The 12,947-nt window shown below is 69.9% G+C and carries 11 protein-coding genes; 3 read left to right on the top strand and 8 right to left on the bottom strand.

The window, feature by feature from the left end:
- Positions 1–168: 168 nt before the first annotated feature.
- Complete coding sequence (locus tag ACFQ7F_RS32190; protein WP_383278052.1) at positions 169–768, bottom strand: DUF305 domain-containing protein; 600 nt, start codon at positions 766–768, stop codon at positions 169–171.
- Positions 769–788: 20 nt separating this feature from the next.
- Positions 789–1,454, bottom strand: a complete 666-nt coding sequence (locus ACFQ7F_RS32185; protein ID WP_383278050.1) for a DUF3105 domain-containing protein — start codon at positions 1,452–1,454, stop codon at positions 789–791.
- Positions 1,455–1,763: 309 nt separating this feature from the next.
- On the opposite strand from ACFQ7F_RS32185, the gene ACFQ7F_RS32180 reads away from it, so the two are divergent.
- Entirely contained in the window at positions 1,764–3,125 is a 1,362-nt protein-coding gene (locus tag ACFQ7F_RS32180) for a glutamine synthetase family protein (RefSeq protein ID WP_383278048.1), read from the top strand.
- 116 nt (positions 3,126–3,241) lie between these two features.
- Here ACFQ7F_RS32180 and ACFQ7F_RS32175 read toward each other — a convergent pair whose 3' ends face one another.
- Together ACFQ7F_RS32175 and ACFQ7F_RS32170 are read right to left on the bottom strand one after the other, a co-directional pair.
- Positions 3,242–3,676, bottom strand: a complete 435-nt coding sequence (locus tag ACFQ7F_RS32175) for a VOC family protein (protein ID WP_383278045.1) — start codon at positions 3,674–3,676, stop codon at positions 3,242–3,244.
- A gap of 71 nt (positions 3,677–3,747) precedes the next feature.
- On the bottom strand, positions 3,748–4,260 hold the full coding sequence (locus tag ACFQ7F_RS32170) for a pyridoxamine 5'-phosphate oxidase family protein (RefSeq protein WP_383278042.1): 513 nt from the start codon (positions 4,258–4,260) through the stop codon (positions 3,748–3,750).
- 118 nt (positions 4,261–4,378) lie between these two features.
- On the opposite strand from ACFQ7F_RS32170, the gene ACFQ7F_RS32165 reads away from it, so the two are divergent.
- On the top strand, positions 4,379–7,372 hold the full coding sequence (locus ACFQ7F_RS32165) for a bifunctional [glutamine synthetase] adenylyltransferase/[glutamine synthetase]-adenylyl-L-tyrosine phosphorylase (protein WP_383278040.1): 2,994 nt from the start codon (positions 4,379–4,381) through the stop codon (positions 7,370–7,372).
- Positions 7,373–7,403: 31 nt separating this feature from the next.
- On the opposite strand, the gene ACFQ7F_RS32160 is transcribed toward ACFQ7F_RS32165, so the two are convergent.
- Positions 7,404–8,153, bottom strand: a complete 750-nt coding sequence (locus ACFQ7F_RS32160; protein ID WP_383278037.1) for an alpha/beta fold hydrolase — start codon at positions 8,151–8,153, stop codon at positions 7,404–7,406.
- Between the two features lie 119 nt (positions 8,154–8,272).
- Here ACFQ7F_RS32160 and ACFQ7F_RS32155 point away from each other — a divergent pair, with 119 nt between their 5' ends.
- The gene (locus tag ACFQ7F_RS32155) at positions 8,273–8,833 is read left to right on the top strand and encodes a TetR/AcrR family transcriptional regulator (RefSeq protein WP_383278034.1); all 561 of its coding nucleotides are present in this window, start codon (positions 8,273–8,275) and stop codon (positions 8,831–8,833) included.
- A 44-nt stretch (positions 8,834–8,877) separates the two neighbouring features.
- Here the strand turns inward: ACFQ7F_RS32155 and ACFQ7F_RS32150 are convergent, their stop codons facing one another.
- The 3 genes from ACFQ7F_RS32150 to ACFQ7F_RS32140 form a co-directional block, all read right to left on the bottom strand.
- On the bottom strand, positions 8,878–9,774 hold the full coding sequence (locus ACFQ7F_RS32150; RefSeq protein WP_383278031.1) for a phosphatase PAP2 family protein: 897 nt from the start codon (positions 9,772–9,774) through the stop codon (positions 8,878–8,880).
- Positions 9,775–9,849: 75 nt separating this feature from the next.
- Positions 9,850–10,884, bottom strand: a complete 1,035-nt coding sequence (locus ACFQ7F_RS32145) for a LacI family DNA-binding transcriptional regulator (RefSeq protein ID WP_383278028.1) — start codon at positions 10,882–10,884, stop codon at positions 9,850–9,852.
- A gap of 25 nt (positions 10,885–10,909) precedes the next feature.
- Positions 10,910–12,559 (bottom strand): glycoside hydrolase family 13 protein, encoded by a 1,650-nt coding sequence (locus ACFQ7F_RS32140; RefSeq protein WP_383278056.1) that lies wholly within the window; start codon positions 12,557–12,559, stop codon positions 10,910–10,912.
- Positions 12,560–12,947 lie beyond the last annotated feature (388 nt).

Raw genomic sequence — 12,947 nt, 5'->3', positions numbered from 1 at the left:
CGCCGCCCCCCCGCTCCCCCCCCGCGGGCGGGGTTTTTTATCCCCCCCCGCGCGCGGTCTGCGGCGCGGGGGTCGGGGGCGGAGCCCCCCAGGTAGGCCCGGGGCGCAGGCACGCCACGCGGCGGAGCCGCAATTGATACAGCCGGGAAGGGGCGGGGTCGGGGAAGATCACGGCTTCGCGCCACGCGCCTTCAGCAGATCCGCCATCAGCTCGATCTCCGACTCCTGCGAGTCCACCATCCCTTGCGCGAGCCGGAGTTCGACCCCCACCTCGCACCGGTCGACGCACCCTTCGGCCATATGGATCCCGCCCTTGTGGTGCTTGGTCATCAGCTGCAGGTAGCGCACCTCGGCCGCACGGCCGTTCAGCTTCCCCAGTTGCTTCAGCTCCGTATTGGTCGCCATCCCGGGCATCAGGGCGCCGTCCTTGCCCGGCGGCATGTCACCCATCCCCATCCACTCCATCGGGGCCCCCGCCGGCACCTTCGGCAGCTCCCAGAGGTCGAGCCAGCCCAGCAGCATGCCCCGCTGGTTCGCCTGCGTCTGGGCGATGTCGTACGCGAGGCGCCGGATCTCCTCGTCCTTCGTGCGGTCGCGCACGATGTACGACATCTCCACGGCCTGCTGGTGATGTGTCGCCATGTCCCGGGCGAAGCCCGCGTCGGCCGACTCCGTGGACGGGGCGGATGTGCCGGACGAGCCGGACGAGGAGGCGACCGCGACGGTGATCCCGCCGCCGGCCACGACCACCGCCGCGGCGGCCCCCACGGCCCAGCAGGTACGCCGCCTCACTTGGCCTTGCCACCCGTGCAGGCGGCTCCCGGCTCAGGGGTCTGCTTGCCCTGTACGTAGGTGGAGAAGAAGGAGTCGACCTTCGGGTCGGCCGCGCCGGTCACCGTGCGCTGGTGGCCCCAGGCCGACAGCATGACCGGGTCCTTCTGGTCCTTGACGGGACTCATCAGGGAGTACGGCGTCTGCTTGACCTTCGCTTCCAGCTTCTTCAGGTCGGCGTCCTTCGCCTTGTCGTTGTACGTCACCCAGACCGCGCCGTGCTCCAGGGAGTGCACGGCGTTGCGCTCGGGGAGCTCGTCCTTGTAGACGTCGCCGTTGCAGTTCATCCAGACCTGGTCGTGGTCGCCGCCCACCGGCGGGGTCATCGCGTAGCTGACGTCCTTGGTGACGTGGGTGCGGCCCAGCTTCTTCGCGTCCCAGACCTTCTCGCCGTCAGCGGTCGTCTTGAACGTCGGCGCGGACTTCCCGTCGGAGGCGGCCGTGTCGGAATCGTCGGCCTTCTGGAAGAGGACGACACCGCCCACGGCGAGCGCGGCGACCACCACCGCGCTGAGCGTGATCGTGATGACGCGGCCACGGCGATCGCGTGCGCGCTCGGCCTTGCGCATCTCGTCTATCCGGGCCTTGCGAGATGCGGTGCTCGTGTTCTTGGCGGAACCCATGAGTGTGTCCTTCGGCGTAAAGGGCGGGACGCGCGTGGCGGAACATGCGGAACGTGCGGAACATGGTGGAGCGGTTCGCTGATCGTAATGGGCGATCCCGGCGGGCTGTAGGGGCAGTCCGGACCGCCCGCTGTTACGGCCGCGCCGATCAGCAGGCACTATGGGCACAGGGCGGCACATGGCCCGCAACGTGCTCGAAACCGTGTGGTGGGATGCTCATGTGCCCCGATGTGTCCCCAAGCGCGGACATGGCGCGGAAACAGCGCGGACGCAGGTGGCCTGACCAGCAAGGATGGGTGGAAGCGGAAGATGGACAAGCAGCAGGAATTCGTGCTCCGAACTCTCGAGGAGCGCGACATCCGGTTCGTACGCCTGTGGTTCACGGACGTCCTCGGTTTCCTGAAATCGGTCGCGGTGGCTCCGGCCGAGCTGGAGCAGGCCTTCGACGAAGGCATCGGCTTCGACGGCTCGGCGATCGAGGGATTCGCCCGGGTGTACGAGTCGGACATGATCGCCAAGCCGGACCCGTCGACGTTCCAGGTCCTGCCCTGGCGCGCGGAGGCCCCCGGCACCGCCCGCATGTTCTGCGACATCCTCATGCCGGACGGCTCCCCGTCCTTCGCGGACCCGCGCTACGTCCTCAAGCGCGCCCTCGCCAAGACCTCCGACCTCGGCTTCACCTTCTACACCCACCCCGAGATCGAGTTCTTCCTCCTCAAGGACAAGCCGCTCGACGGCACGCGCCCCACCCCGGCCGACAACTCCGGCTACTTCGACCACACCCCGCAGAACGTCGGGATGGACTTCCGCCGCCAGGCGATCACGATGCTCGAATCCATGGGCATCTCGGTCGAGTTCAGCCACCACGAGGGCGCGCCGGGCCAGCAGGAGATCGACCTCCGTTACGCGGACGCGCTCTCCACCGCCGACAACATCATGACGTTCCGCCTGGTCATGAAGCAGGTCGCGCTTGAGCAGGGGGTCAATGCGACCTTCATGCCGAAGCCGTTCTCCGAGCACCCGGGCTCGGGCATGCACACGCACCTCTCCCTCTTCGAGGGCGACCGCAACGCCTTCTACGAGTCCGGCTCCGAGTACCAGCTCTCCAAGGTGGGCCGCTCCTTCATCGCGGGCCTCCTGAAGCACGCCGCCGAGATCTCCGCGGTCACCAACCAGTGGGTGAACTCCTACAAGCGCATCTGGGGCGGCTCCGAGCGCACGGCGGGCGCGGGCGGCGAAGCCCCCTCGTACATCTGCTGGGGCCACAACAACCGCTCCGCGCTGATCCGCGTCCCGATGTACAAGCCCGGCAAGACGGGCTCGGCGCGGGTCGAGGTCCGCTCGATCGACTCGGGCGCGAACCCCTACCTGACGTACGCGGTCCTGCTCGCCGCCGGCCTCAAGGGCATCGAGGAGGGCTACGAACTCCCGCCGGGCGCCGACGACGACGTATGGGCCCTGAGCGACGCCGAACGCCGCGCGATGGGCATCGAGCCGCTCCCGCAGAACCTGGGCGAGGCGATCGCCCTGATGGAGCGCAGCGAACTGGTCGCCGAGACGCTGGGCGAGCACGTCTACGACTTCTTCCTCCGGAACAAGAAGCAGGAGTGGGAGGAGTACAGGTCAGAGGTGACGGCCTTTGAGCTGCGGAAGAACTTGCCGGTGCTGTAGAGCCCCTTCGGGGGGCGCGGGGAACTGCGCGAGCAACCGCAAAAAAAGCCGCAGACGCATGTGCCGGGCAACCTGGCAGATGCGTCTGCGGCTTTTCACCGTGCTGAGCGGCGCAGCTAAGGGGCGCTGACGATCGCCGCCCGCAAGGGCGTGTCCGCCCGGACGCGGTACTCCTGGATCGCCCAGCCATTACCGTCCGGGTCCTTGAAGTACATGAAGGTCCCGCCGTCCTGCGGCGCGTGCGCCACCGGCTCGGTGATCTCCAGGCCGCGCGCGGTCAGCTCGTCGTGCGCCGCCTTCGCGTCGGCGACGCAGAGCTGGAGGCCCTGGTAGGAACCGGGGGCCGGGGTGGGGCCGTCCATCGTCTCCCAGAGGGTGTCGGCGAGGGCGATGGAACAGCCGGAGCCCGGCGGGGTCAGCTGGACGATGCGCATGCCCGGCATGACCTCCTGGTCGATGTCGACGTGGAAGCCGAGCTTGTCGCGGTAGAACTCCTTCGCCCGGTCGATGTCACTGACGGGGAGCGGGATCACCTCGAGTGTGTATTCCATGGGCCGAGTACACCAGGCGCGGGGTGCACCGGCCAGCCGTTGGATTCGGACATCTCACCCCGGAGCCGAATTCACGCGAACCGCCACCGCGTCTGGCTGAACGGCTCGCCCTTGCCGAAGCCGAAGGCGGTGCGGGGGGCCACCTCGAAGACGTACGCGTGGCCAGGACCGTGGTGGAAGCAGCCGTCCCGCACCTCGTAGTGCCAGAAGCTGCCGTACTTCTCCTCCCACGCCACCGCCAGGCGCCGCAGCCTCTCCTCGTCGGTGATCCGGACCGCGGCGCCCTCGACGACCAGGTCGTAGCCCTTGTCCCAGAGGTTGACGCCCGTGGTCAGCACGACCTCGGGGTTGGCCGCCACGTTCCGTGCCTTGCGCTCCTCGGGGCCCGTGCAGAAGTGCAGCGCCCCGTCCAGCCAGACCGTCGGCAGCGGTGTGACGTGCGGGCGGCCGTCGGGGCGTACGGTCGAGATCCAGAAGAGCTCGGCCCCCTTGAGCTGCCGCAGGGCATCGGGCCACGGGGTCGCTACAGCCCCCGCACTGCTGTACCGGGCATCCAGTTCTGTACGAGGTTCCTTGCTCGGCATGGTCCGCCTCCAGGCGTCGCCACCAATGCTCCCGTCCAAGGATGGACCGCGCACGCGGGCAGAACTCATCGGTCAGGCCGTACGCTCGGGCTAGGAGTGATCGAACGGAGGCGCGGGGATGACGGTGCCGCAAGGGCGCAGAAGCAGTATGTTCACGCGGCTGCTGCGGCATGGCTTCACTGATCCGTCCGCCGCCGAGCGGTTGCTCGGGGCTCCCGAACTGTCCTCGGTGCGGACCGACCCGGTGCTGCTCGACGCCCTGAGCGCCGCCGCCGACCCGGACCTGGCCCTTCTCGGTCTCCTGCGCCTCGTCGAGGGTCAGCCCGACGACATCAGCCGCCGGGAGCTGCTCGACACCCTGGTCAGCGCCAAGCCGCTGCGTGACCGGCTGCTCGGCGTGCTCGGCGCCTCCGAGGCCCTGGCCGATCACCTGGCACGGCACCCCGGGGACTGGCAGGCCCTGGTCACGTACGAGCTGGCCGACCTGCACCCCGGTGTCGAAGAGTTCGAGCGCGGCCTGGCGGACGCCACCGACCCGGTCTCGCTCCGCGTCTCCTACCGCCGCTGCCTGCTCGCCATAGCGGCACGTGACGTCTGCGGAACGACGGACGTCGCCGAGGCGGCTGCCGAGCTCGCGGACCTCGCGACGGCGACCCTGCGCGCCGCGCTCGCCATGGCCGGGGCGGCGGCCCCGGCGGACGCCGCGCAGTGCAGGCTCGCGGTCATCGCGATGGGCAAGTGCGGTGGCCACGAGCTGAATTACGTGTCGGACGTCGACGTCATCTTCGTCGGTGAGGCGGTGGACGGCGCCGACGAGGGCGCGGCGATCCAGGCCGCCACCCGGCTCGCCTCGCACATGATGCGGATCTGCTCGGAGACCACGGTCGAGGGCACCATCTGGCCGGTCGACGCCAACCTCCGCCCGGAGGGCCGCAACGGCCCCCTGGTGCGCACCCTCAGCAGCCACCTCGTCTACTACCAGCGCTGGGCCAAGACCTGGGAGTTCCAGGCGCTGCTCAAGGCCCGCCCGGTGGCCGGGGACCTGGCCCTCGGCGAGGAGTACGTCACCACGCTCGCGCCCCTCGTCTGGCACGCGGCCGAGCGCGACAACTTCGTGCCCGACGTGCAGAAGATGCGCCGCCGGGTGGTGGAGAACATCCCGGCGGGCGAGGTCGACCGCGAGGTGAAGCTGGGTCCCGGCGGTCTGCGGGACGTCGAATTCGCCGTACAGTTGCTGCAGTTGGTGCACGGCCGCGGCGACACCTCGATCCGTAGCGGTTCGACCCTGGTGGCCCTGGAGGCGCTCGCGGCCGGCGGTTACGTGGGGCGCGTGGACGCGGTCCAGCTGGACGACGCATACCGCTTCCTGCGCTCCCTGGAGCACCGCATCCAGCTGTTCAAGATGCGGCGCACCCACCTGATTCCCGAGGACGACGCGGACCTGCGGCGCATCGGCCGCTCCCTCGGCATGCGGATGGAGCCGATCACCGAGCTGAACCGTGCGTGGAAGCGGCACACCTCGGTGGTGCGCCGCCTGCACGAGAAGCTCTTCTACCGCCCGCTCCTGGACGCTGTCGCTCAACTCGCCCCTGTCGAAACCCGGTTGAGTACGGAGGCGGCCCGCGCTCGTCTGGTGGCCCTCGGCTACCACGACCCCGCCGCCGCCCTGCGCCATCTGGAGGCGCTGGCGTCGGGCGTCACCCGCAAGGCGGCGATCCAGCGCACCCTGCTCCCCGTGCTGCTCGGCTGGTTCGCGGACTCGGCGGACCCCGACGCGGGCCTCCTGAACTTCCGCAAGGTGTCCGACGCGCTCGGCAAGACCCCCTGGTATCTGAGGCTCCTGCGCGACGAGGGCGCGGCGGCCGAAAACCTGGCCCGCGTCCTGTCCGCCGGACGCCTGGCCCCGGACCTCCTCATGCGTGCCCCCGAAGCGGTGGCCCTGCTCGGCGACCTGCGCGGCCTCGACCTGCGCGACCGCGCCCACCTGGAACAGGAGGTCCTGGCCGCGGTGGGCCGCGCGGACGGCGCCGAGAAGGCGGTGACGGCGGCGCGAGGCGTCCGCCGCCGCGAGCTGTTCCGTACGACGGCGGCGGACATCATCGGCTCGTACGGCACGGAGGAGAGCCCCGTGGCGGCTGATCCGGGCGCGCTCCTCGACCGGGTGGGCGACGCGGTCTCCGACCTCACGGCGGTGACGATCGCGGGGACGCTGCGTGCGGTGGTCCGCGAGGGCTGGGGCGACACGCTGCCGGTGCGGTTCGCGGTGATCGGCATGGGCCGCTTCGGCGGCCACGAACTGGGCTACGGCTCGGACGCGGACGTCCTCTTCGTCCACGAGCCGCGCGAGGGCGTCGGGGACCACGAGGCGGCCAAGGCGGCAGCCCAGGTGGTGTCGGAGATGCGCAGGCTCCTCCAACTCCCGAGTGCGGACCCGCCGTTGCTGATCGACGCGGACCTGCGCCCGGAGGGCAAGAGCGGCCCCCTGGTACGGACGCTCGCCTCGTACGAGGCCTACTACCGCCGCTGGTCCCTGATCTGGGAGTCCCAGGCGCTGCTACGGGCCGAACCGGTCGCGGGTGACGCCGAGTTGGGCCAGGCCTTCATCGACCTCGTGGACCCGCTGCGCTATCCGGCGGAGGGCCTCGGCGACGACGCGGTCCGCGAGATCCGCCGCCTGAAGGCCCGCATGGAGGCGGAACGCATGCCGCGCGGGGCCGACCCCACCCTCCACACAAAACTGGGCCGCGGCGGCCTCTCGGACGTCGAGTGGACCGTCCAGCTCATGCAGCTGACCCACGGCTGGGTCGAACCGGGCCTGCGCACGACCCGCACCCGGCAGGCCCTCGCGGCGGCCTGCGCGGCCGAGCTGATCCCGACCGAGGACGCGGCGATCCTGGACGAGGCATGGGTCCTGGCCGCACGCGTGCGCAACGCGGTGATGCTGGTGCGCGGCAGGGCGGGCGACACGTTCCCGTCGGACGGGCGTGAACTGGCCGCCGTGGGCCGGTACTTGGGGTACGACCCCGGGCACGTGGGGGACATGCTCGACGACTACCGGCGGACGACGCGCAGGGCGCGGGCCGTGATGGAGGAACGGTTCTACGGGGCGTAGACGGCCCTCAGCGCCTCAGTACCTCACTGCCTCAGTGGGGGAGTGATGCCCAGAAGCGGCGCAGCACATCCGCTCCCCGTTCGGGGTCCTGGAGCATCCAGTAGTGGGTGAGGCCGTCAAGTTCGGTCAGTTGAGCCCCGAGCCGTTCGGCCATGTCCCGGTCCCGCGCGGGCTGCGCCATGGAGTCACCGGTCGGGGCCAGTATCAGTCCCGGGGCGGCGGCGGGACGGTCGAAGTCCTTGCCCCAGTCGGCGTGGAAGTTGGGCCAGGCCGAGCGGTAGAGCGCCAGGATGGCGGCGCTCATCTCCTCGTCGTGGACCTCGTCGATCTCCTTCGCGAGGTCGGCGCCCAGACCCCGTGGGCGCAGGAGATCGCCGAAGGTGGGGCCGCTGCTCGTAGGTGACTTGCGCAGTCCGGCGAGCGACTCCTCACCCTCCGGGCTCTTCTGCCAGTAGGTGGCCGCCTCGTGCCACTGGTAGTCGGGGTGCCAGCCGTGGGCGACGTCGGACACCCAGCTGCGTACCGGCACGTCGTAGGCGGAGACGACCCGCATCGTGAGGTGGCCGCCCCAGTCATGGCCGACGATGTCGACCGGCCCCTCCACGGCGCGCAGTTCGTCGGCGAGCCAGGCCGCGTACGTCTCCTTGTCCCGCACATGGGCCGGGCGGGGGCTGCCGAAGCCGGGCAGCCGCAGGGCCACGGTCGGCTGCTCGATCCGTTGCCGGACGTCGTTCCAGATGGTCGGTGTCTCCGGCACTCCGTGCACGAATACGACGGTCATGGCTGCTCCCGCTACGGTGGAGGGTGAAGTGGATTAGCTATCCATTTCACCGTAACACCAACCTGATAACCTATCCACCTAGTGTCGTGAGGGACGGGGGAGAGCGTGAGGGAGGAAGAATGCGGGCCGACGCCGTACGGAACAGGCAGAGGATCTTCGACGAGGCCCACAGCGCCATCACGGCCGGGGAGATCACACTCACCCTCAACGAGCTCGCACACCGGTCAGGCGTAGGAGTCGGCACGGTCTACCGGCTCTTCCCGACCCAGCGGGCGATGCTGGAAGCCGTCCTGGAGGAATCGGTCCGCGGCCTCATCGGCGTGGCGGCCGAGGCCGAGCAGCACCCGGAGCAGCACCCGGAGCCCGTACAGGCCCTGGTCGAGTTCCTCCACGCGGCACTCTCGGCCGCCCTCGCCCAGCCCGGCCTCATCGACATCCTGATCACCGAGACCGACGAGACGGACTCCCTGCGCCAGGCCAAGGCCGAACTGGGCGCAGCCGCTTCCCGCCTGCTCGCACGCATTCACCCGGCGCCCGCGCTCACCGGCGAGAACCTGCTGAAGCTCCTGTGCGGACTGATCCACGCCGTCAACGAGCACCCGGCGGACCGGCAGCCCGCCGCGATCGACGCCTACCTCCGCATCCTCCGGGCGGGCCTCACGCCCAGCCCCGCCCCGTAGGCGCCGCCCGTCGGCTCACGCCCGCGTCGCGCGCAGGGCTCCGCTCAGGCCTCGGCTTTGGTGTCGGCCTTGCCCTTGGCCGAATGGGCCGGAGCCTCGCCCTCCCGCAGCGCCACCTCGCGCGCCAGCCGGTACGGCATCGCCCCGTACCAGAGCCACGCCACCGCGAACCCGAACGCCAGGCAGATCATGCCGCCCACCGCGTCCAGCCAGAAGTGGTTGGCGGTGGCCACGATCACGATCAGGGTCGCCGTGGGGTAGAGCAGGCCGAGCACCTTCACCCACGGCACCGAGGCCAGGGCGAAGATCGTCAGGCCGCACCACAGGGACCAGCCGATGTGCATCGACGGCATCGCCGCGTACTGGTTCGACATGTGCTTGAGGTCGCCCGAGGCCATGGAGCCCCAGGTCTGGTGGACGAGGACCGTGTCGATGAAGTCATGGCCGTTCATCAGGCGCGGGGGCGCCAGGGGGTAGAGGTAGTAGCCGAGCAGGGCCACGGCCGTCGTCGCGAAAAGCGCCGTGCGTGTCGCCGCATAGCGTCCCGGATGCTTGCGGAACAGCCAGATCAGGACACCGAGCGTCACCACGAAGTGCAGTGTCGCGTAGTAGTAGTTCATGCCGACGATGAGCCAAGTCACCGAGTCCACCGCGTGGTTGACGCTCTGTTCCACGGCGATCCCGAGGTGCTGCTCGACCTTCCAGATCCAGTCGGCGTTGTGCAGGGCCTGTGACTTCTGTTCCGGCACCGCGTTGCGGATCAGGGAGTACGTCCAGTAACTGACCGCGATCAGCAGGATCTCGAACCAGAGCCGGGGGCGCCGCGGCGCGCGAAGGCGACGCAGGAGATTGCGCCCATTGCGGCCATCTTGCTCGCCCGCGATGGGTGATGTGGTGGGCCTCTTCCGGCCTTCCAGTGTCGTCACAGTCATCTCACCCATAGGCACAGAGTCTGCCAGATACCGACGTTCCGCCCGATCATCCCAAGGTCTGGTTCAGGCCGCATTCTCTACGCCCTACGGACGAGTGCATCCCCGAGGGGAAGAAGCGGTTGAACCCCGAACGACCAGCTCCGGCATGAAGACGAATTCGCTGTGCGGGGCGGGCGTGCCGCCGATTTCCTCGAGGATCGTGCGTACCGCCGCCTGGCCCATCGACGGCACGGGTTTACGCACCGTGGTCAGGGGCGGGTCGGTGAACGCGATCAGGGGGGAATCGTCGAATCCCACCACCGAAATGTCGTCGGGGACCTCGAATCCGCGCTCCCGTGCCGTCCGTATCGCCCCCAGAGCCATCATGTCGCTCGCGCACACGATGGCCGTGCAGCCGCGGTCCATCAGTGCGGACGCCGCGGCCTGCCCGCCCTCCAGGGTGTACAGCGAATGCTGGACAAGATCGGCCTCGATCTCCTCGGGAGTCAGTGACAGGAGATCCTGCACCGTGCGTACGAACCCCTCGATCTTCCGCTGTACGGGAACGAACCGCTTGGGGCCCAGGGCGAGTCCGATCCGTGTATGACCCAGGGAGACGAGATGGGTGACCGCGAGGCGCATCGCCGCCCGGTCGTCCGGTGAGATGAAGGGCGCCTGCACCTTGGGGGAGAAGCCGTCGACGAGCACGAACGGCACACCCTGCGCGCGCAGCTGTTCATAGCGCTGCATGTCGGCGGAGGTGTCCGCGTGCAGGCCCGAGACGAAGATGATGCCGGAGACACCGCGGTCCACCAGCATCTCCGTCAGCTCGTCCTCCGTGGAGCCGCCCGGCGTCTGCGTGGCGAGAACCGGCGTATACCCCTGCCGGGTCAGTGCCTGCCCGATGACCTGGGCGAGCGCGGGGAAAATCGGGTTCTCGAGCTCCGGCGTGATCAGCCCGATCAGGCCCGCGCTGCGTTGGCGAAGACGCACCGGGCGTTCGTAGCCGAGCACGTCGAGTGCGGCAAGCACTGACTGGCGGGTGGCACCGGCGACGCCGGGCTTACCGTTGAGCACCCGGCTGACCGTCGCCTCGCTGACCCCCGCCTGCGCTGCGATATCGGCCAGTCGCGCGGTCACAGGATTGGACTGTACCGGTCACATCTCAGGCTGCCCACCAGACCGTTGAATCTGCCGCGAGGTTCGTCCCGGTGGCGCCGGGCGTCGTGTCCGCGCTGGACAGGAGCACGGTGCCGGGGGTGGGGATCGTGACGGGTACGGAGTTGAGGTTCACCGTGCAGACGAACGTGCCCCCTGCCGTGGCGCGGCGGAAGGACAGCACGCCTTGTGGGGCATCGAGCCACTCCACGTCGCGGCCCGCGCCGAGCGCGGGGTGCTCGCGGCGCACGGCGAGCGCGCCTCGGTAGAACTCCAGGGTCGATGCGGGGTCACCCTCCTGGGCCTCGACCGTGAGGTCCTTCCATCCTGCGGGCTGCGGCAGCCAGGTCGGGCCGCCCTCGACCGGGCCGAAGCCGAACGGCGCCCGCTGTCCGGACCACGGCATCGGCACCCGGCACCCGTCCCGCGTCCCGTCCTGCCCGGTGCTGCGGAAGAAGGCCGGGTCCTGGCGGACCTCGTCCGGCAGCTCGGTCACCTCGGGCAGGCCGAGCTCCTCGCCCTGGTAGATGTACGCCGATCCGGGCAGCGCCAGCATCAGGAGCGTGGCCGCCTTCGCACGGCGCAGGCCGCGCGCCGCGTCGCCGTCGGCGAAGCGGGTGCGGTGGCGTACGACGTCGTGGTTGGAGAGCACCCACGTGGCGGGCGCCTCGACGGCATTCATCGCTGTGAGCGAGCGGTCGATGACGGCACGCAGCGCGTCAGCGTCCCAACCAGTCGTCAGATACTCGAAGTTGAAGGCCTGGTGCAGCTCGTCCGGGCGCAGATACCGCGCGCTGCGCTCCACCGTGGGCGTCCACGCCTCGGCGACGGCGATCCGCTCGCCCGGGTACTCCTGAAGGATCCGCCGCCAGCTGCGGTAGATGTCGTGCACGCCGTCCTGGTCGAAGTAGGGGACGGCCTGCTTGCCGAGCAGCTTCACCTGCTCCTGGTGGCCGATGTCGGGCAGGTTCGCCGCCTTGACCAGGCCGTGGGCCACGTCGATACGGAAGCCGTCGACGCCGAGGTCGAGCCAGAAGCGCAGGATGGAGTGGAACTCCTCGTGCACCGCCGGGTGTTCCCAGTCGAAGTCGGGCTGCTCGGGCGCGAAGAGGTGGAGATACCACTGGCCGTCCGCGACGCGCGTCCAGGCCGGGCCGCCGAAGACGGACTCCCAGTCGTTGGGCGGCAGTTCACCGTCCTCGCCCTTCCCCTGCCGGAAGTGGAAGCGTTCGCGCGGCGGCGACCCCGGGCCCTCGTCCAGCGCCCGCTTGAACCACTCGTGCTGATCCGAGCAGTGATTGGGCACCACGTCGACGATCACGCGAAGGCCGAGTGCGTGGGCTTCCCGTACGAGGTCGGTGGCGTCCGGCAGGGTGCCGAACACGGGGTCCACCGCGCGGTAGTCGGCCACGTCGTACCCGGCGTCGGCCTGCGGGGACGCGTAGAAGGGGGAGAGCCAGACGGCATCCACGCCGAGCTGCTTCAGGTGGGGGAGGCGGGCGGTGACGCCCGGCAGGTCGCCCATGCCGTCGCCGTTCTTGTCGGCGAAGCTGCGCGGATAGACCTGATAGATGACGGCGTCGCGCCACCACTCGCGGCGCGCGGAGTCGTCGTACGAGGCGTCGGCGGCAGGGGCGGCGGTGACGTGCTGGGTCATGAAGTCCCTCAGTGGTCGGGGGATGTGCGGCTCTGGGGTGAACGCCCCGCGCGAGGCGAAGGTCACGAAGATGCCTTCCCACCCGGTGGGACGCTCGGCCGCGTACCGCGATCTGCTGAGGATCCGTGCGACCGGGCCCGCCTTCACCCTCCGTAGGCCGGACGAGGCGCGGCGGACGCCGTCTCTCGCACTGCCGGGAGGTGAGAAGAGGCCGGGGAGCGTCGCCGTGCGGCGCCCGGCGCTCACGCCGTCGTTCTCGACGCCACCCCTCAGAAACCGAAGCAGCAGGTCACGGAGGCGCCGGGCGCCGAGATGTACGCAGTGCCCCGAGCAGACCGAATCAGGAGATTGTACGGGCAAACAGGCCACGCACGCGGCGAGTTCGGTG

The sequence above is a fragment of the Streptomyces sp. NPDC056486 genome (genome assembly GCF_042795295.1).
Lineage (GTDB): Bacteria > Actinomycetota > Actinomycetes > Streptomycetales > Streptomycetaceae > Streptomyces.
Note: the sequence above shows the minus strand (reverse complement) of the source record. Positions and strands in the feature narration are given on the sequence as shown.

Excerpts from the sequence above, each read along its gene's own strand:
- ACFQ7F_RS32185 (WP_383278050.1), bottom strand. The coding sequence starts at position 1,454 with ATGGGTTCCGCCAAGAACACGAGCACCGCATCTCGCAAGGCCCGGATA.
- ACFQ7F_RS32180 (WP_383278048.1), top strand. The coding sequence starts at position 1,764 with ATGGACAAGCAGCAGGAATTCGTGCTCCGAACTCTCGAGGAGCGCGAC.
- ACFQ7F_RS32175 (WP_383278045.1), bottom strand. The coding sequence starts at position 3,676 with ATGGAATACACACTCGAGGTGATCCCGCTCCCCGTCAGTGACATCGAC.
- ACFQ7F_RS32170 (WP_383278042.1), bottom strand. The coding sequence starts at position 4,260 with ATGCCGAGCAAGGAACCTCGTACAGAACTGGATGCCCGGTACAGCAGT.
- ACFQ7F_RS32165 (WP_383278040.1), top strand. The coding sequence starts at position 4,379 with ATGACGGTGCCGCAAGGGCGCAGAAGCAGTATGTTCACGCGGCTGCTG.
- ACFQ7F_RS32160 (WP_383278037.1), bottom strand. The coding sequence starts at position 8,153 with ATGACCGTCGTATTCGTGCACGGAGTGCCGGAGACACCGACCATCTGG.
- ACFQ7F_RS32155 (WP_383278034.1), top strand. The coding sequence starts at position 8,273 with ATGCGGGCCGACGCCGTACGGAACAGGCAGAGGATCTTCGACGAGGCC.
- ACFQ7F_RS32150 (WP_383278031.1), bottom strand. The coding sequence starts at position 9,774 with ATGGGTGAGATGACTGTGACGACACTGGAAGGCCGGAAGAGGCCCACC.
- ACFQ7F_RS32140 (WP_383278056.1), bottom strand. The coding sequence starts at position 12,559 with ATGACCCAGCACGTCACCGCCGCCCCTGCCGCCGACGCCTCGTACGAC.